At 61.5% G+C, this 16868-nt stretch carries 19 protein-coding genes and 1 tRNA gene; 8 read left to right on the top strand and 12 right to left on the bottom strand.

Annotation, left to right across the window (positions count from 1 at the left end; translation table 11 throughout):
* Nucleotides 1–27 precede the first annotated feature (27 nt).
* Nucleotides 28–453: a hypothetical protein gene (locus tag EOD29_RS00100; protein ID WP_067329583.1), complete on the top strand. Its 426-nt coding sequence runs from the start codon at nucleotides 28–30 to the stop codon at nucleotides 451–453.
* Entirely contained in the window at nucleotides 453–1403 is a 951-nt protein-coding gene (locus tag EOD29_RS00095; protein WP_206520441.1) for a sterol desaturase family protein, read from the top strand. Before EOD29_RS00100 ends, EOD29_RS00095 begins: the two co-directional genes overlap by 1 nt.
* Here EOD29_RS00095 and trmFO read toward each other — a convergent pair whose 3' ends face one another.
* The 3 genes from trmFO to EOD29_RS00080 all read right to left on the bottom strand — a co-directional run bounded on the left by trmFO (nucleotide 1404) and on the right by EOD29_RS00080 (nucleotide 3494).
* Nucleotides 1404–2813 (bottom strand): methylenetetrahydrofolate--tRNA-(uracil(54)-C(5))-methyltransferase (FADH(2)-oxidizing) TrmFO, encoded by a 1410-nt coding sequence (gene trmFO, locus EOD29_RS00090; protein WP_127245637.1) that lies wholly within the window; start codon nucleotides 2811–2813, stop codon nucleotides 1404–1406. It lies immediately after the preceding gene.
* 348 nt (nucleotides 2814–3161) lie between these two features.
* On the bottom strand, nucleotides 3162–3302 hold the full coding sequence (locus EOD29_RS00085) for a DUF1127 domain-containing protein (protein WP_127245636.1): 141 nt from the start codon (nucleotides 3300–3302) through the stop codon (nucleotides 3162–3164).
* A gap of 51 nt (nucleotides 3303–3353) precedes the next feature.
* On the bottom strand, nucleotides 3354–3494 hold the full coding sequence (locus EOD29_RS00080) for a DUF1127 domain-containing protein (RefSeq protein WP_006335194.1): 141 nt from the start codon (nucleotides 3492–3494) through the stop codon (nucleotides 3354–3356).
* Nucleotides 3495–3727: 233 nt separating this feature from the next.
* Here EOD29_RS00080 and EOD29_RS00075 point away from each other — a divergent pair, with 233 nt between their 5' ends.
* Complete coding sequence (locus EOD29_RS00075) at nucleotides 3728–4843, top strand: DUF2157 domain-containing protein (protein WP_127245635.1); 1116 nt, start codon at nucleotides 3728–3730, stop codon at nucleotides 4841–4843.
* Nucleotides 4840–5421 carry a GDYXXLXY domain-containing protein gene (locus EOD29_RS00070; RefSeq protein ID WP_095825602.1) on the top strand — a complete coding sequence of 194 codons (582 nt, stop codon included), beginning with the start codon at nucleotides 4840–4842 and terminating at the stop codon, nucleotides 5419–5421. Before EOD29_RS00075 ends, EOD29_RS00070 begins: the two co-directional genes overlap by 4 nt.
* A gap of 52 nt (nucleotides 5422–5473) precedes the next feature.
* Here EOD29_RS00070 and EOD29_RS00065 read toward each other — a convergent pair whose 3' ends face one another.
* Nucleotides 5474–5971, bottom strand: a complete 498-nt coding sequence (locus EOD29_RS00065) for a hypothetical protein (protein WP_127245634.1) — start codon at nucleotides 5969–5971, stop codon at nucleotides 5474–5476.
* Between the two features lie 758 nt (nucleotides 5972–6729).
* Nucleotides 6730–6814, bottom strand: a tRNA-Leu gene (locus EOD29_RS00060).
* A gap of 342 nt (nucleotides 6815–7156) precedes the next feature.
* On the opposite strand from EOD29_RS00060, the gene tig reads away from it, so the two are divergent.
* The 4 genes from tig (at nucleotide 7157) to EOD29_RS00035 (ending at nucleotide 11321) form a co-directional block, all read left to right on the top strand.
* Nucleotides 7157–8641, top strand: coding sequence for a trigger factor (gene tig, locus EOD29_RS00055; protein ID WP_127245633.1), 1485 nt, complete (start codon nucleotides 7157–7159; stop codon nucleotides 8639–8641).
* 196 nt (nucleotides 8642–8837) lie between these two features.
* Nucleotides 8838–9344, top strand: a complete 507-nt coding sequence (locus EOD29_RS00050; protein ID WP_067000878.1) for a hypothetical protein — start codon at nucleotides 8838–8840, stop codon at nucleotides 9342–9344.
* 289 nt (nucleotides 9345–9633) lie between these two features.
* Nucleotides 9634–10014: a cytochrome c family protein gene (locus EOD29_RS00040; RefSeq protein WP_067000047.1), complete on the top strand. Its 381-nt coding sequence runs from the start codon at nucleotides 9634–9636 to the stop codon at nucleotides 10012–10014.
* Nucleotides 10015–10499: 485 nt separating this feature from the next.
* On the top strand, nucleotides 10500–11321 hold the full coding sequence (locus tag EOD29_RS00035) for a DUF2189 domain-containing protein (RefSeq protein ID WP_067325381.1): 822 nt from the start codon (nucleotides 10500–10502) through the stop codon (nucleotides 11319–11321).
* A gap of 37 nt (nucleotides 11322–11358) precedes the next feature.
* Here EOD29_RS00035 and EOD29_RS00030 read toward each other — a convergent pair whose 3' ends face one another.
* From EOD29_RS00030 to EOD29_RS36465, 7 genes are all read right to left on the bottom strand, one after another.
* On the bottom strand, nucleotides 11359–11832 hold the full coding sequence (locus tag EOD29_RS00030; protein WP_067325364.1) for an aminoacyl-tRNA deacylase: 474 nt from the start codon (nucleotides 11830–11832) through the stop codon (nucleotides 11359–11361).
* 111 nt (nucleotides 11833–11943) lie between these two features.
* A complete protein-coding gene (locus EOD29_RS00025; RefSeq protein ID WP_127245632.1) occupies nucleotides 11944–12336 on the bottom strand; it encodes a cytochrome C oxidase subunit IV family protein in 393 nt (130 codons plus the stop codon).
* Nucleotides 12337–12362: 26 nt separating this feature from the next.
* On the bottom strand, nucleotides 12363–13082 hold the full coding sequence (locus tag EOD29_RS00020; protein ID WP_067000053.1) for a heme-copper oxidase subunit III family protein: 720 nt from the start codon (nucleotides 13080–13082) through the stop codon (nucleotides 12363–12365).
* Between the two features lie 10 nt (nucleotides 13083–13092).
* Nucleotides 13093–13797 (bottom strand): cytochrome c oxidase subunit 3, encoded by a 705-nt coding sequence (locus tag EOD29_RS00015; protein ID WP_127245631.1) that lies wholly within the window; start codon nucleotides 13795–13797, stop codon nucleotides 13093–13095.
* The gene (locus tag EOD29_RS00010) at nucleotides 13794–15563 is read right to left on the bottom strand and encodes a cbb3-type cytochrome c oxidase subunit I (protein WP_095801847.1); all 1770 of its coding nucleotides are present in this window, start codon (nucleotides 15561–15563) and stop codon (nucleotides 13794–13796) included. The genes EOD29_RS00015 and EOD29_RS00010 overlap by 4 nt, the downstream gene beginning before the upstream one ends.
* A gap of 16 nt (nucleotides 15564–15579) precedes the next feature.
* The gene (locus EOD29_RS00005) at nucleotides 15580–16464 is read right to left on the bottom strand and encodes a cytochrome c oxidase subunit II (protein ID WP_127245630.1); all 885 of its coding nucleotides are present in this window, start codon (nucleotides 16462–16464) and stop codon (nucleotides 15580–15582) included.
* A gap of 182 nt (nucleotides 16465–16646) precedes the next feature.
* A partial coding sequence (locus EOD29_RS36465; protein ID WP_206520440.1) for a hypothetical protein occupies nucleotides 16647–16868 on the bottom strand: 222 nt, incomplete at its 5' end.

Raw genomic sequence — 16868 nt, 5'->3', positions numbered from 1 at the left:
TGCGAGCCACCGGAGGACCGCCTTTCCATGAGCCTGCCAGTTTTGGTCGTCCTTGTCGTGTTCGGCATCGCGCTGTCGGTGGCGGCCGTGCATTTCACCGGCGGTACGGCGACCGCGACGCTTGCCGGGGCTGAACACGCGCTCGCACGTTTTGCCGAAGACTTTCCAGACGAAAAGCCTGGGGCGGTCAGGCTGACATCGGACAGGCAAGCCGCCATCCTGGAACTCGACCCGCAGCGCTGCGGCATCGTCCAGAGCATCGGCGACTGTTTCCTAACCCGCATCGTCACGCCGCGGGATGTGCTCGCCCTGGTGCGGGAAGGTAATGTCTTGTCGCTGAAAATGGATGATTTCACCTGGAAAGGCGGGCGGTTTGCCCTCGCCGACGAGGCAGACGCGCTGACCGTGGCGGCGGTGCTGCTGAGGCACGATCAGATCCGAGAGGCGGCGTGATGGACGATTACAATTTCCCGCAGGTCACCCAGCTTGCCATCCCGTTCTTCGTCACGGCGATCCTGATCGAGCTCTGGCTGGTACGCACCGGCCGCGCCAAGGGATCGTTCGAGACGCGCGACACGCTGGCCAGCCTGATGATGGGGACGGGCAATGTCGTCGCCGGCCTGCTGCTCGGTGTCGTATCCTACTGGGCGCTGCTGTGGCTCTGGCAGTTCCGTTTCTTCAATCTCGGCCTGTCGATCTGGGTGTTTGTCGCCGCCTTCCTGCTCGATGATGTGCGTTACTATGTCTACCACCGCATCGCGCATCGGGTGCGCTGGGTTTGGGCCGAGCACGTCAACCATCATTCCAGCCAGCATTACAATCTCTCGACGGCGCTCCGGCAAAGCTGGACCGGTCTCTTCACCTTCATGTTCGTGCTGCAGGCGCCGCTGGTGCTGCTCGGCTTCCATCCGGCCGTCATTGCGTTCGTCTTCGGCTTCAACCTCGTCTGGCAGTTCTGGATCCACACCGAAACGATCGGCAAGATGTGGGGCTGGTTCGAATTCGTCTTCAACACGCCCTCGCACCACCGCGTCCACCACGCCACCAATCCGCGCTATCTGGACGCCAACTATGCCGGCACGCTGATCATCTGGGACCGCATGTTCGGCACTTTCGTTGCGGAACTGGACGAGGACCGGCCGCGCTACGGCATTGTCAAGAACATCGGCACCTTCAACCCGCTGAAGGTCGCCTTCCATGAATGGATCGGCATGTTCAAGGATGCGATGATGCCGGGACTGACGCTCGGCCAGCGTCTCAGCTATCTGATCCGGCCGCCAGGCTGGAGCCATGACGGCTCGCGCGATACGTCGGAGACGTTGAAGGCGGCCTATGTGCGGAGGAATCCGTCCGAAGCAGGAAAGCCGGGATTGCCGGCGGCGAGTGCCGAGCCGGCGGAGTAGCTATTCCGCTGCCTGCGCCTGCGAAGGCAGGCCCAGCCACACGCGACAATCGGCCAATGCGCGCGCCGTGATCGCGCGGCGCTTGGCAACGGTCTTGTCCTTGCCGCGCAGGCGCTTGCCTTCGGACTTTGGAGCCTCGACCGGCGGGAACAGGCCGAAATTGACGTTCATCGGCTGGAAGGAGCGCTTGCCCGGCTCGTCGTCGGAGACGATGTGGCCGCCGGTAATATGGTTGAGCAGCGCGCCGAAGGCCGTGGTCGACGGCGGCAGTGAGGCCGCCCGGCCGAGCCGTTCGGCCGCGGCGAAGCGGCCGGCGAGCAGGCCGATCGCGGCGCTTTCGACATAGCCTTCGCAACCGGTGATCTGGCCGGCAAAACGCAGGCCGGGGCGCGACTTCAGCTGCAGCGACGGATCGAGCAGCGTCGGCGAGTTGATATAAGTGTTGCGGTGCAGGCCGCCGAGGCGGGCGAATTCGGCATTCTCCAGTCCGGGAATGGTGCGGAAGATGCGGACCTGCTCGGCATGCTTCAGCTTGGTCTGGAAACCGACCATGTTGTAGAGCGTGCCCAGCGCATTGTCCTGGCGAAGCTGCACCACTGCATAGGCTTTGACCGACGGATTGTGGACGTTGGTCAGCCCCATCGGCTTCATCGGCCCGTAGCGCAGCGTCTCGACGCCGCGCTCGGCCATCACCTCGATCGGAAGGCAGCCGTCGAAATAGGGCGTGCCTTCCCACTGCTTGAACTCGGTCTTTTGGCCCTCCAGCAACGCCGCCACGAAGGCGAGATATTGCTCCTTGTCCATCGGGCAGTTGATGTAGTCCTTGCCGGTGCCGCCGGGGCCAACTTTGTCGTAGCGCGACTGGTACCAGCAGGTGTTCATGTCGATGGTGTCGAAATGCACGATCGGCGCGATGGCGTCGAAAAAGGCGAGCGCATCGGCGCCGGTTGCTTCGGCAATCGACTGCGCAAGCGAAGGTGCGGTCAGCGGACCGGTGGCGATGATCGCCTGGTCCCAATCCGCCGGCGGAAGTCCAGGCACTTCCTCGCGCTGGATGGCAATCAGCGGATGCGCTTCGATTTTTGCGGTTACTGCCTCGGAAAAACCGTCGCGGTCGACGGCTAAAGCGCCGCCGGCCGGGACCTGGTGGGCGTCGCCGGCGCTCATGATCAGCGAGCCGGCGAGCCGCATTTCGGCATGGAGCAATCCAACCGCATTGGTCTCGGCGTCGTCCGAGCGGAACGAGTTGGAGCAGACGAGCTCGGCGAGCCCGTCGGTCTTGTGCGCGTCGGTGCCGCGCACCGGGCGCATCTCGTGCAGCACGACCGGCACGCCGGCTTCTGCGATCTGCCATGCGGCTTCGGAGCCGGCGAGGCCGCCGCCGATGACGTGAACGGGATCTTTGCTCATGAGCGCCGAGATAGTCGCTTGGCGCGGCGAATGCAATTGCCGGCCTCGACGGGCCGACTACCTCCAAAACAACAACACCCGCCGGGGGAGGAGGTCCGGCGGGTGTCGTTTTGGGGGTCGATCCTCGGGAGGAGGTGAAGATCGACCATATTCGTCATTGCCGGGGAGGAGGTCGGCTTTGACGAAATTCCTTCCGCCAATTGAAGGGGCGGATCCTTTCGGAGAACAACGCCCGCCGGGGGAGGAGGTCCGGCGGGCGCCGTTTCGGTGGTCAACCTTCGGGAGGAGGTAAAGGCTGACCGTATCCGTCAGGGTCGGGGAAGAGGTCGACCCTGGCGAGATTCCTTGTCAAACCGCCTTGCGGGCGATCATCTTGATCTCGTCGCGAACGATGCCGAGATCATTGAGCTGGCGGTTCGAAAGCCGACCCAGCTCAGAAACCGTCTCGCGATAAACGCGCCAGTTACGGTAGCTGCGGATCAGGTCCATTGTCTTGCTCTTCTCAAAAACTGGTTCGGACCATTCGCGGTCCGAAGCGGATTAGACCGCCTTGCGAGCGACGTAGTGGATGTCGCTGCGGCTGATGCCGAGGTCGGTCAGTTCACGGTTCGACAGGCGGCTCAGCTCGGAAACGGTGTCCCGGTAGCGGCGCCAGTTGCGGTAGTTGCGGATCAGGTTCATGGTAGTGCTCGTTTCGTCTTTGGTTCGGATCATTCCGTTTGTGTACGAACGGAAAATAGGCAGGGTCATATCGGTTTAAAAGTGCCATTGGTGCATGGCAGCAATGCAAATTGTGCAATGCAACATTAACGGCGATTCACGCTTGCGCCATAAGGAAGACCGAATCGGAAAATGCCGTTGCGTCAACGATTTGCGGCGCGAGGTAGTAAAAATGGCCAAGCTCGGGGGAACGGATGGCAGGCTATGCGACGAAGGTGAGGGCCGATATCGCCCGCTGGCGGGCGGCGGGCCTGATCGACGCGCCGACGGCGGACGCATTGACGCGTGACGTTGCCGCCAACGATCGCGCCTCGCTGAGCTTCGGCTCTATCCTGGCCATGATGGCGGCGTTACTGTTCGGTGCCGCGATCCTGATCTTCGTCGCCGCCAACTGGGAAGCCATTCCGCGCCTGGCGCGTGTGACGGCGCTGTTTGCTGTCATCCTCGGCGGTTATGTCGCTGGCGCCGTTCTGAAGACACGCGACCATGCGGCGATCGGTGAGGCGCTATGGATCATCGCCGCCGCGGCCTTTGGCGGGTCAATCGCGCTGATCGGTCAGATGTATCATCTGTCGGGCGACGAGGCTTCGGCATTGCTGACGTGGTGCGCCGGCACGGCGCTGGCGGCGGTCGCATTGCGCTCGAACCCGCTCACCGTCGCCTCCGTCGGCATCGCCGATGCCTGGCTGTTCCTTAAATGGGGAGGATTTTTCCGCCGGGCCGAGTTCCCGCATCTCTTCGCCGCTATCGTGCTGGTGCTGTTCGCCATTTCATTCTGGACACGCAGCCAGGCGGCGCGGCACGTCATCATCCTTTCGATCGTATTCTATCTCCTGCTGCTGGCGATCGACCACAACACGCTCCAGGTCGCGATTCCGCTCGTGCTCGTCTCGATGCTGCTGTTCGCGGCAGCGATCTTTGTCGCCGAACCCGTCGACAGCGTCGTGCAACTCGGCGGCAGGCTGCCATTGCATGCGCTCATCGGCTTTCTTGCCGGCCTCGCAACGGTCCAGTTCGAACTGGCCGATGAGGCGAGCTACAACAGCGGCTTTGCCATTGCCTCGGCAGCCGCGCTTGCCGGCATCGTCGCGGCGATCATGCTCGGCGGCCGTGAAAGCAGAGGCTTGCGCTGGGTGGCGTATGCCGGCTTTGCCTTCGAGCTCGCCATTATCTATGTGATGATGTTGCAGTCGATGCTCGACACGGCGGGCTTCTTCCTGTCCGCGGCCGTGCTGCTGGGAATACTGGCGCTGGTCATCATCCGCGTTGAAAAACGAATGAAGACGCCCGCCGGAGGAGCAGCGGCATGAGCGGCAAAAGATTGATCATCGCGGCGCTGGTGACGGCGCTTGTCCAAATCGGCTTGCTGGGCTGGATCATCGCCGGACGCGCGGCGATCCTGCGCAACGGCAAGGAGGTCCTGCTCAAGGTTGAGCCCGTTGACCCGCGCGATCTTCTGCGCGGCGATTATATTTCGCTTGGTTATGACATCTCGCGCATCCCGGTGAAGCTTATCGCCAACATTCCGCCGGGCAAGTTCACCAGCAATGACTCCGAGATCGTCGTCAGGTTGAAGAAGGCTGTGGACGGCTACTGGCAGCCGAGCGCGGCATGGTTCGATCAGGCGCCGGCGCCTGCCGCTTCCGATGAGGCCGATATTGTCGGGCATGTAGCGGATGGCTGGGATCTGCGCTCACCCGAGATGACGATCACGCCGGAATACGGGATCGAGCGTTTCTACCTGCCGGAGGGCAAGGGGATGGCGATCCAGAACGACATGCGCGTGCGGCCGTTCGGCGTCAAGCTGGCGCTCTCCGCCAATGGCAAGGCGCAGATCAAGGCGCTCATGGACGGCGACAAGACGCTGTTCGAGGAGCCGCTTTATTAGTGTGTTCGGGCCTGGGCGTCAGCGCGACGGTCCGCGTTAACGACGGTCCTGGTTATGGCCGGACATCGCCCGTCTCGGCGATGATTTTGGGATAGGGACCGATCGATATCGTATAGCTGAAGTCCGCTACGCCTTTCTCCTGCTTGTGTGTCGAGGGGCTGCGCACAATCCAGTCGTAGATGCCTGAGACCTTGCAGCGATCGTTGGCGCAGCTGACCGCAATGCTGTCATTGCGGACGTTGTATCCGCGTTCAGGCCATCGCTGGTAATAGCTCCTCTTGTCCTCAATGATCGAACTTAGGTTCGTCAACTTGCCATGATAGTCGACCGTGGGAGCGTAGGACGCCTGAGCCTGAGCAAGAGCGAAATCGTTGTTATCGCCATGATGCTCGATGAGGTCCCTGACGAAGGTGACCGCAACGCTTTCCGGCTGTTGCCTGGCGTCGGGCGCAGGAGCGGACACGGACGCAGGATCCGGCGTCGTTGATACATGCAATGCATCTGCTTGCGGCTGGTTCGCTGCGGCATTGGTCACACGCAACTCTGCCATTTCGCTGGCCGACAGGTACCGTTTTCATGCTTGTCATAGCTCGAAGCAATTCCATCAGCTTGGGATCCGCTCCCATCTCGACCACATAGGATATGATTGCGGCCGTGCCGAACTGGAAACGGGCCTCCGCGTCTTCATTTGACATCCCGTCGGCCGGTTTGAGGGACGGCCGATGAACGCCGATGGAACCTGGTTCGGCAACGCGGTGGACGCCGCCCAGGAAGGCCAGTGAGCAGGCTGAAGCGCACTGCAATTGGCGAAGCTGAAAAGTATCCAACCCCGCCGCGCGGATCATTCTCCCCAAGCGAATCGCACTGCCGACGTTGCCGCCGGGGGAGTTGAAGACGATCATCCTGGCCCTGCTGCTCGCGACCGCGTTGCTGAAGGCGTTCAGGGGTTCATTTGCGCCAAACTCACCGGATACAAGAAGCATTGGCTGCTGGCTCGGAGAGGAAACCGAAGTGTACTCTAAGGCCTCAACGTGACACGTCGCTGCCGCGACAGCCGACCCAACCGCCAGGACCAGAGAAACTACGCGCACAACCTGACAGAGCCCCAACCTGCCTGTTGCTGCGACTAAGAACCTGTTGACGCGCTATTTCAAGGGAATTGCACACGAAAAAGCGGATTGTCTGCTCGAGCCTTGCGTGCGCCGCCAGAAGTTGATGGCTCCGGTCCTTCCTTGCAAAGGTTCGGGGACACGCTTCGCTCTGACGACCATAGGGTGACCTACACCAGAAGCTCGCCAAGGCGAAGGGTGGTGCGGATGAAGGGACTCGAACCCCCACGCCTTTCGGCACTGGAACCTAAATCCAGGGCGTCTACCAATTCCGCCACATCCGCGTTCCCCGGCAATCCCATGTAGCCATCATTCTGTCAATGTCGGGGTCCAAGTCACCGTCATTCTCGTAATCGCGAAGATGGTTGAAAATTAGCCTAGCCTGTGACAAAAGGCGTGTCGAATGTGACGGGACGCGACTATCCGCTTCTGCCGAATGTAAGAAGAAGTAGGAAAAACAAAGACTTCTTCACATTTTGGAAGCGCAGTTCAGGAGAGTTTGAGCCGCATTGGCGGTCAAATCACCAGGTTCCGTACCAAAGCCATTTCCGGCAAGAATATACCGGCAGGCTGTAAACGGCTAAGGACCGTTTGGCAGCCTCGTTGGTGAAAACAAAGGTTTTAGGATGCAGGTCACCGAAACGCTCAACTCCGGTCTCAAGCGCGAGATCAAGATCACCGTGCCGGCCGGTGACATGGAAGCCAAGCTGATGGCGCGGCTGAACGACGCCCGCGGCAAGGTGCGGATCAACGGTTTCCGCCCGGGCAAGGTGCCGGTGCAGCACCTGCGCAAGATGTACGGCAAGTCGTTCATGGCCGAGGTGGTCAACGAGATCCTCAACGACTCGACCCGCTCGATCATCTCGGGCCGCGGCGAAAAGGCCGCCATGCAGCCTGAAGTCATCATGACCGAGGACGAGAAGGAGGCGGAGAAGATCCTGGCCGGCGGCGCCGACTTCGAGTTCCGCCTCAATTACGAGGTCATCCCGGCCATCGAGGTCAAGGATTTCTCCGACATCAAGGTGACGCGTCAGGTTTACGACGTGCCGGAATCGGAGGTCGACGACCAGGTGAAGCGGGTCGCTGAATCGGCTCGCAGCTACGAGCCCAAGGAGGGCAAGGCCGCCGAAGGCGATCGCGTGAGCATCGATTATGTCGGCAAGATCGGCGGCGAGGCGTTCGCCGGCGGCGCCGGCACCGACCAGCCGCTGGTCCTGGGCTCGAAAGAGTTCATCCCGGGCTTCGAGGACCAACTGGTCGGCACCAAGGCGGGCGATGAGAAGCAGGTCACGGTGACCTTCCCGGAGAACTACCAGGCAGCGCATCTGGCCGGCAAGGAAGCCACCTTCGACGTCACAGTCAAGGAAGTGGCCAAGCCGGGCGCGCTCGAGATCAATGACGAGACGGCCAAGAACCTTGGCCTGGAATCGCTGGAGCGCCTGCGCGAGATCGTGCGCGGCCAGATCGAGAACCAGTTCGGTTCCATGACCCGCCAGAAGGTGAAGCGCCAGCTCCTCGACCAGCTCGATGCCGCCTATTCCTTCGAGGCGCCGTCGAAGCTCGTCGAGGCCGAGTTCAACAACATCTGGGCGCAGGTCAACCGCGACCTCGAAGCCGCCGGCCGTACCTTTGCCGACGAAGAAACGACGGAGGAAGAGGCGCGCGCCGAATATATGCGCCTGGCCGAACGTCGCGTGCGTCTCGGCTTGGTTCTTGCCGAGATCGGCGAGAAGGCCGGGGTCACCGTGTCGGACGATGAACTGCAGCGCGGCCTGTTCGAGCAGGTTCGCCGCTTCCCGGCCAACCAGCAGCAGGAAGCTTTCGAGTTCTACCGCAGCAACCCCGAGGCGATCAATTCGCTCCGCGCGCCGATGTTCGAGGAAAAGGTCGTCGACTATTTGCTGGGCCAGATTTCGGTCGAGGACGTGAAGGTCAGCAAGGAAGAGCTGATGGCGGACGACGAGGAGGCCGAGAGCGCCAGCAAGGCGAAGCCGGCGAAGAAGGCTTCCTCCAAGAAAGCCGAGGCCAAGGCCGGCAAAGCAGCCGGTGAGGCGGAAGAGCCCAAGAAGAAGGCCGCGCCGAAGAAGAAGGCCGCCAAGGACGCCGAGTAAACCCGGCGATAAGCTGATTTCGAAAGGCCGCCCACGAGGCGGCCTTTTTCGTTCATGTTCTCTGTTGTTGCTGCGGGGCAACACCACCCGCTTCAGATGAATGCACGCTGCTGGCGATACCGAACATTGATGATTATCTGCTCGATATCACATTGCGCAGGGTCGTTTGGAGGCGTCGGTGGGTGTGGCATTCACGATGAGGGGCGTGGTCGTTACCGCGGCGCTCTTGCTTGCCGCGGCCGGTGTGGCAGAGGCCGGACCCGATCTCGGCAACTGGCGCGTCGACGCCGGCAACGACGGCCAGGTCACTGCGTCGCTATACGCCACCAACAAGCTGATCACCGGCGGCGGCGCGCTGGGCTACAGTCCGGTGCTGACGCTGGCTTGTCGACCGGGCGGCGAACCGCGTTGGAGCGAATGGCTGCAACTCAACGATTCAGTCTCCGCCAGCCGCAAGATCACCATGTCGGTCATGGTCGATGGCGGCGGCAAGTTCGATGAAAGCTGGTCTGTCGGCCCACGCGGTAAAATGCTGGTCAGGGACGGAGCCGATGGCATCAAGCGGCTGGTTTCGGCGAGCCGGCTGTTGCTGTCATGGCGCTTCGGCCTGCTGTCGGGACGCGGCGAGGCCGATTTCGAACTCGCCGGACTGTCCGAGGCGATCGGACAGATGGCTGCAAGCTGCAATACCGATCCGCCGTGAGTCTCAGTACACGGCCTAAAGGGCGTCGCGAGGAGCCGGACTCAGGCGACGCGCTTTAGGTCCTTGTTTTGATGCATGTCGTTCTGCCAGAACCGCTGCGCAGCTTGGGCGACGTGCACCTTCGCACAAATTGCCGTTTCTACCCATTGGCTTGATACTGTGGTATGTAGATGCCGCAATTCCATTGGTGGGACCACGGATATTCCGCTGTACCGTGCAGGCCGCCCCAGCGCAGCTGGCGTGGTGCGCATCGTCCGGCGCAGATGACGATCGATCAGGGAGGAATGCCATGCGCGCAATCGCACTTTTCATCGCCTCGGCGGCCACGATCTTCATTGCAAGCCCTTCGCGGGCGCAGGATGCAGCCGCAGGCGAGAAGGTCTTCACCAAGTGCAAGGTCTGCCACATTGCAGACCAGGACCAGAACAAGGTCGGCCCGTCTCTGCACGGCGTCATCGGGCGCACGGCGGGCACGCATCCCGGTTTCACTTTTTCTCCTGCTATGATCGAGGCCGGAAAATCCGGCATCAAATGGGATGAGCCCACGCTGACGAAGTATCTTCAAGACCCCAGGGGCATGATCAAAGGGACGAAGATGGTGTTTCCCGGCCTCAAGAACGATCAGGACGTAGCCAACGTCATCGCTTACCTGAAACAGTTTTCGAAGTAAGCGGGCCCTTCCAGGCCCCTTTCGGTGGCGCCGGCTCGCCCCGACCGAAGGCGGCCGGCATGACGCTGCTGAAGTGTGGCCGCCGGCGCCGTCATGCAGGCAGCGCAAAAAATCCCAGCACCAACAGAATGGCTATGCCAAGGCCGAGTATGAGAAGCGTTCGCGTGTCCATGACGTTCGCCTTCGACCAGGCGCATGACCCGGAAATCGGGAAAGGATCACGGGCCAATCAAAGTGATCCAGCCTCCTTTGCGCGTACCGGAGGCGCTGCGTTGTAGCTGTATAAGAATACCGCAAAAAAACCTCTCGAACCAGCGTGGAGCTCTGGCCGGCCACCGCACCCTCGTTTCAATGAAAAGAGACAAATCAGGCGCAATGGAGTATGTTGGCTGCCGGTGCAGGTCGCGGTTTTGCGTGGCCAACCATGCAGAGCGGTAGCACCGCGAATCCGCGACCTTGCCGGACCCTGGTCTGGAGGAATGGTCATGGCAAGCTTTCACGTCATTGCAGGCGCTAGCGAAACGCTCGAGCATACCAGAGTGAGAAAGATCGGCCTTTCCGATCTTTTCGACGCGCTCAGGCGCGGTGTCGACGATTTCATGGTGAAACCCTCGCATATCGTGTTTCTGTGCATGATCTATCCGCTCGTCGGCGTGGTGCTTGCTACCTGGACATCGGGAGCGAACGCGCTGCCACTGCTGTTTCCGCTGGTGTCCGGTTTTGCGCTGATCGGCCCATTCGCGGCGATCGGTCTTTACGAGATCAGCCGCAGACGGGAAGCCGGGCTCGATGCATCCTGGCGCCATGCCTTCGAGGTCAGGAACTCCCCGGCGCTGCCGGCCATCGCCGCGGTCGGGATCATGCTGTTCGCGATCTTCATCGCGTGGCTTTTGACCGCCAAAATCTTCTACGAGCAGCTGTTCGGTCCCGCGCCCCCGGCATCGCTGTCCAGTTTCATCGCTGAGATATTCGCCACCGGGCGCGGTTGGACCCTGATCGTGCTGGGTCACGCCATCGGATTCGTCTTCGCCGTGGTCGTGTTGTGCACCACCGTGGTGGCTTTTCCGCTGCTGCTTGATCGCGATGTCGGCGCCTACGAAGCCATTCACACTTCGGTACGCGTAGTGCTGGCGAACCCCATCGTAATGGCCGTCTGGGGACTGATCGTCGCCGTTGGGCTGATCGTCGGTTCGCTGCCGGTGTTCGCGGGGCTGGCGGTTGTGCTGCCAGTCCTCGGCCATGCCACCTGGCACGTGTATCGTAAGGTCGTGGAAGCGCCGGCCGCCGCCCCAAGACCGGCGAACTAGCAAACCCTGTCGAGCACGGGCTGGAGTGCCGGTGCTCTCACAGGGCCGGGTGGCTGAAGCGTGCCCGACGCGCGCCTGTGGTCAGGTCGCGGAAATCCTTGCCGCTGACATGCACAAGGGTCTTGTGGTCGCCGCCCTCGAAGTAGATATCGGCGGCGTCGCCGAGGCTTTCGTCCAAAATGACCGGCACGTCATAGGCCGCGCCGATCGGCGGTACGGCGCCGATATCGCAATCGTCGAAGAGCGAGACCACCTCGTCCTCGGAAGCGAGCCCGAGGCGCTTGTCCATGACGTCCTGGAGCTTGGCGAGTTCGATCCTGTGGGTGCTTGGGACCACGGCCAGCGCATAGCCGAGCTCGTGGTGAACGACCACGGACTTGGCCATCATGCTGCCGGGCACGTGGGCGGCAATGGCGGCCTGCCTGCTGGTTGCAGTCCGATGATGCGCGACGGTGTCGTACGGGATTCCCTTGCCGTCTATGAAATTCCTCAGTCTGTTCGCTATCGTCATTTTCCGCGTCCTTTGCTTGAGTTCACGACGCATATCAAAACCAAACCGCCGGTTGTTTCGAGGCACCGGCCATTTCGGGCTGATTAGGCTGCGGTTTATCCGAACCGCGCGTCAGGGGCCGGGCCCGAAAAACGCGATGCGGGTCAGCAGCGTATAGTCGGCCTCGAAGACCATCATCGCCACGAAGACCAGCACCAATATCGGCGGCAGGATGATCGCATACATCATCGCCAACCGTTCCCAGGCCATGTGCATGAAGACGGCCACGATCAGTCCTGCCTTGAGCATCATGAAGATCAGGATCAGCGACCATCTGAGATAGCCGTGCAGGCCGAAATAGTCGACCATATAGGAACAGGCGCTGAGTATGAACAGCCACACCCAGACCACCAGATAGAGCTTGATCGGGTGTTCCTGGTGCGTGTCCGATTTGCCGGCGGTCGCTGCATCGTTGGTGGAGTGCAGCGCCTGTTGTCCGAGACCGTTTGCGGTTGCTTCAGCCATTTCGTCCTCTCAGCAAAGCCTGCCTCTCACCAAAGATAGAAGAAGGCGAAGATGAACACCCAGACCAGGTCGACGAAGTGCCAGTAGAGTCCCATGATCTCGACATTCTCGTAGTGGCCCCGGCGACTGGTGAAAAACCCTGGACGCCCGATGTCGTAATCGCCGCGCCAGACTTTTCGCGCCACGATGATCAGGAAGATGACGCCGATGGTGACGTGCGTGCCGTGGAAGCCGGTGATCATGAAAAAGCATGAGCCGAATTGCGCGGCTCCCCAGGGATTGCCCCAGGGCCGCACTCCTTCGGTGATGAGCTTGGTCCATTCGAAGGCTTGCATGCCGACGAAGGTTGCGCCGAGCGCGGCGGTCAAAAGCATCAGGATCGCGGTTTTGCGGCGATCGCGGCGGTAGCCGAAATTGACCGCCATGGCCATGGTGCCGCTGCTGGAGATCAGCACGAAGGTCATGATGGCGATCAGGATCAGCGGGACCTCCGACCCGCCGATGTGCAGCGCGAAGACCTTGCTTGGGTTGGGCCACGGCACGCGCGTCGACATGCGGGCGGTCATGTAGGAGAGCAGGAAACAGCCGAAGATGAAGGTGTCGCTGAGCAGGAAGATCCACATCATGGCCTTGCCCCAGGACACGTTCTTGAACGCGCGCTGATCCGAGGCCCAGTCGGCGGCAATCCCGCGCCAGCCCTGGGGGCGATCCAACTGGCTGCTATCCGTCAGTGTCGTCTCGGCCATCGCCAGCCTCCTAGGTCAGCAGCCGTTGGCAAATGCTCACGAATGTCGCCGCCCAGCCGGCCAGGACGGCGAAGATGCCGAGCCAGACGAAAAGCAGGAAATGCCAGTACATCGCGCAGAGCTCGATCCCGAGGCGAAGCCGCTGCGGCCGGGCGCCCGTCCAGGCGCCGATGCTCGTCCTGCCAAGGCCGACCAGCCCGCCCAGTATGTGCAGGCCGTGCATGGCGGTGATCAGATAGAAGAAGCTGTTGGCCGGGTTGGAGTCCAGCAGGTAGCCGCCATCGGTCAGCTGCCGCCACGCGATCAGTTGGCCGATGAGGAAGGCGAGGGCGGTCAGCCCGGCCGTCGCAAGACCGAGCCTGACCATGTCCGTCTGGCCTCTGCGCGCCGCGATCACGGCGCATTGCAGCGCGACGCTGCTCAGCACCAGCACGCCGGTGTTCAGCCAGAGCAGGCGCGGCAGCGGCAGAGGCCGCCAGTCCGGCAGACCCATGCGCATGAAATAGGCGCTGGTGAACAGCGAAAACAGACAGCCGACAACCGCGAGGAAGACACCGAGGCCGATCTTGGCGGTGGGCAGGGGCGATCGCTCGAGGCCGACGAAATCCCCGGCCAAGCCTTGCTCGAGCCACGGCTTCGCGGTCAGCCGCTGGTGCGAAAGCCACCATCCGGCAAAGCCGGCGATCACCAGCAGGAAGACCAGGATGACGCTCATGCCGGCTCCCTCGATGGGATGAAGGAGCCCGGCACGTTCTGCGGAATGAAATCCTCCTTCGCGCCCGGCACGCTGTAGTCATAGGCCCAACGATAGACGATCGGCAGTTCCTTGCCGAAATTGCCGTGCGCCGGCGGCGTCTGCGGCGTCTGCCACTCGAGCGTCGTTGCCCGCCACGGATTGCCGCCGGCCTCACGGCCGTGACGGATGCTCCAGATCAGGTTGAACAGGAACACCATCTGGGCGAAGCCGACCAAGAAGGCCATGATGCTGATGAACGAATTCAGATGATGGGCCGACTCCGTCATGATCGTCATGTCGGTCAGTTCGGCGTAGCGGCGCGGTACACCAATCAGGCCGATATAGTGCATGGGGAAGAAGATCAGGTAGGCGCCGAGGAAGGTGACCCAGAAGTGAAACTGGCCGAGCGCCTCGTCCAGCATCCGTCCGGTGACCTTCGGATACCAGTGATAGATCGCGCCGAAGATCACCAGGATCGGGGCGACACCCATCACCATGTGGAAATGGGCAACGACGAACATCGTGTCCGACAGGGGAACGTCGACGACGACATTGCCGAGGAACAGCCCCGTCAAACCGCCATTGACGAAGGTGACGATGAAGGCGAGCGCGAAAAGCATTGGTATCGAGAGATGGATGTCGCCGCGCCACAGGGTCAGCACCCAGTTATAGACCTTGATGGCGGTCGGAACGGCTATGATCAACGTCGTCGTGGCGAAGAAGAAGCCGAAATAGGGGTGCATGCCGCTGACATACATGTGGTGCGCCCAGACCACGAAGCTCAGCGCGCCGATGGCGATGATCGCCCAGACCATCATTCGGTAGCCGAAGATGTTCTTGCGCGCGTGCGTGCTGATGAGGTCGGACACGATGCCGAAGGCCGGCAGGGCCACGATGTAGACTTCCGGATGGCCGAAGAACCAGAACAGATGCTGAAACAGGATCGGGCTGCCGCCACTGTGCTGCAACTGTTGGCCCATCTCGACGATCGCCGGCATGAAGAAGGAGGTGCCGAGCGCGCGGTCGAGCAGCATCATCACACAAGCAACGAACAGCGCCGGGAAGGCGAGCAGAGCCATGACGGTGGCGGTGAAGATGCCCCATACGGTGAGCGGCAGGCGCATCAAGGTCATACCCCGCGTGCGGCCCTGCAGCACCGTCACAACATAGTTCAAGCCACCCATGGTGAAGCCGATGATGAACAGGATGAGCGAAGAGAGCATCAGGATGATGCCCCAGTCCTGGCCACCCGGCGTGCCGGTCATGATCGCCTGCGGCGGGTAGAGCGTCCAGCCGGCGCCGGTCGGTCCGCCGGGCGCAAAGAAGCTTGCGACGAGAACGAGCACCGCCAACAGGTAGACCCAGTAGCTCAGCATGTTGACATAGGGGAAGACCATGTCGCGGGCGCCGACCATCAGCGGGATGAGATAGTTGCCGAAGCCGCCGAGGAAGAGTGCGGTGAGCAGGTAGATCACCATGATCATGCCGTGCATGGTGATGAACTGGTAGTAGGCCTCCGGAGTAATGAAATCGAACGTGCCGGGGAAGCCGAGCTGCAGGCGCATCAGCCAGGACAGGAACAGCGCTACAAAGCCGATCGCCGTTGCCGTTGCCGAATACTGGATCGCTATGACCTTGGCGTCCTGCGAGAAGACGTATTTCGTCCACCAACTGTGCGGATGGTACAGTTCCATTTCCCCGACTTCGGCGGGGGGAACGGCATCTGCGGGTGTGACGTCGACCATGGGAGCACCTCCCTGTTCAGCGGGCCTCGACAGTTTCGACTTTTGTCCCGACGTCCAAAGCGGACGCCATTGTCTTTCCTGGCAGCGGGTTCGCCGAGCCCGTTTGCTGAGGCGCCGACAGTTGCGCAAAAGTCTGCTGCTGCCCGAGCCAGGTCAGGTAATCCTGCTCGGTGTCGACCATCACCATGCCATGCATCAGCGGATGTCCCTGGCCGCAGAGCTCGGCGCACAGGACCTGGAAGGTTCCGGTCCTTGTTGGAGTGAACCAGAAATAGGTGACCGATCCCGGGATCATGTCCATCTTGGCGCGGAATTCCGGGATGTAGAAATCATGCAGCACGTCGATCGAACGCAGCAGCATCTTGACCGGTTTGCCGACCGGCAAGTGCAGGTCCGCCGCCTCGACCACGACGTCGTCCTGGCCGTTGGGATCCTTTGGGGCGATGCCTAGCGGGTTCTCAGCGGCTACTTCACGGGTGTCCGAAGTGCCGAGCTTGCCGTCCTTGCCTGGCAGGCGATAGCTCCACTGCCATTGCTGAGCAACGACCTCGATTTCGGTCGCATCGCTCGGCACGTTGACGAAGCGGCTCCAGACGAACAGGCCGGGAACGAGCAAGGCGGTGACGCCGATCGCAGTGACGATCGTCAACCACCATTCGAGACGCTTGTTCTCCGGTTCGTATACCGCGCGATTGCCTTCGCGATGGCGAAAGCGGAACACGCAATACGCCATGAAGAGAACAACGGCGGCAAAAACGACGCCGGTGATCCAGAAGCTGATGATGATGGTGTGGTCGATATAGTCCCAGTTCGAGGCAATCGGCGTCCACCACCATGGGCTCAGGAAGTGGAACAACACCGAGCCCACGACGATCAAAACGAGTACAAGCGCGATGGCCATGTCCCGTCCTCCGGTATTTCATGGGAGCGCGAAGCATCCAACGCCAATACCAAGCCGCATCATGCTCGATTTCCGGTTGAAATTCCAGAGCCGACTAGCTGATGTGCAAAACGTTGCTGCGCGCCCGGACCTTTTGGGGCGGCGGGCCTTGGCGCAGCGGGCCCTTCGTCGAAGCATTGCCCTTACGGACGATGTGCAGAGGGCTGAATGGCCGGCTTGATGCCGCTGGCGGGTAGATCAACTAGGTCCAATCTACATTCAGGATTCTCAACGCGGTTTGGCGTTGATTCATTGCGTTCCGAGGGTTCTGATTCGGAGCGCGACGGATGGCCAAACGGTACGAACTGACGAACGTCCAGTGGGCGCGCATCGCTGCGCTGTTGCCGGGTAAGGCGGGTGATCCG

The sequence above is a fragment of the Mesorhizobium sp. M1A.T.Ca.IN.004.03.1.1 genome (genome assembly GCF_003997555.1).
In the GTDB taxonomy this organism is placed as follows: domain Bacteria; phylum Pseudomonadota; class Alphaproteobacteria; order Rhizobiales; family Rhizobiaceae; genus Mesorhizobium.
This window is presented reverse-complemented; position numbering and strand designations above follow the sequence as displayed.

Bases quoted from the DNA above. Each gene is read 5' to 3' on its own strand.
- EOD29_RS00100 (WP_067329583.1), top strand. From the start codon at position 28: ATGAGCCTGCCAGTTTTGGTCGTCCTTGTCGTGTTCGGCATCGCGCTG.
- EOD29_RS00095 (WP_206520441.1), top strand. From the start codon at position 453: ATGGACGATTACAATTTCCCGCAGGTCACCCAGCTTGCCATCCCGTTC.
- trmFO (WP_127245637.1), bottom strand. From the start codon at position 2,813: ATGAGCAAAGATCCCGTTCACGTCATCGGCGGCGGCCTCGCCGGCTCC.
- EOD29_RS00085 (WP_127245636.1), bottom strand. From the start codon at position 3,302: ATGGACCTGATCCGCAGCTACCGTAACTGGCGCGTTTATCGCGAGACG.
- EOD29_RS00080 (WP_006335194.1), bottom strand. From the start codon at position 3,494: ATGAACCTGATCCGCAACTACCGCAACTGGCGCCGCTACCGGGACACC.
- EOD29_RS00075 (WP_127245635.1), top strand. From the start codon at position 3,728: ATGGCAGGCTATGCGACGAAGGTGAGGGCCGATATCGCCCGCTGGCGG.
- EOD29_RS00070 (WP_095825602.1), top strand. From the start codon at position 4,840: ATGAGCGGCAAAAGATTGATCATCGCGGCGCTGGTGACGGCGCTTGTC.
- EOD29_RS00065 (WP_127245634.1), bottom strand. From the start codon at position 5,971: ATGGCAGAGTTGCGTGTGACCAATGCCGCAGCGAACCAGCCGCAAGCA.
- tig (WP_127245633.1), top strand. From the start codon at position 7,157: ATGCAGGTCACCGAAACGCTCAACTCCGGTCTCAAGCGCGAGATCAAG.
- EOD29_RS00050 (WP_067000878.1), top strand. From the start codon at position 8,838: ATGAGGGGCGTGGTCGTTACCGCGGCGCTCTTGCTTGCCGCGGCCGGT.
- EOD29_RS00040 (WP_067000047.1), top strand. From the start codon at position 9,634: ATGCGCGCAATCGCACTTTTCATCGCCTCGGCGGCCACGATCTTCATT.
- EOD29_RS00035 (WP_067325381.1), top strand. From the start codon at position 10,500: ATGGCAAGCTTTCACGTCATTGCAGGCGCTAGCGAAACGCTCGAGCAT.
- EOD29_RS00030 (WP_067325364.1), bottom strand. From the start codon at position 11,832: ATGACGATAGCGAACAGACTGAGGAATTTCATAGACGGCAAGGGAATC.
- EOD29_RS00025 (WP_127245632.1), bottom strand. From the start codon at position 12,336: ATGGCTGAAGCAACCGCAAACGGTCTCGGACAACAGGCGCTGCACTCC.
- EOD29_RS00020 (WP_067000053.1), bottom strand. From the start codon at position 13,082: ATGGCCGAGACGACACTGACGGATAGCAGCCAGTTGGATCGCCCCCAG.
- EOD29_RS00015 (WP_127245631.1), bottom strand. From the start codon at position 13,797: ATGAGCGTCATCCTGGTCTTCCTGCTGGTGATCGCCGGCTTTGCCGGA.
- EOD29_RS00010 (WP_095801847.1), bottom strand. From the start codon at position 15,563: ATGGTCGACGTCACACCCGCAGATGCCGTTCCCCCCGCCGAAGTCGGG.
- EOD29_RS00005 (WP_127245630.1), bottom strand. From the start codon at position 16,464: ATGGCCATCGCGCTTGTACTCGTTTTGATCGTCGTGGGCTCGGTGTTG.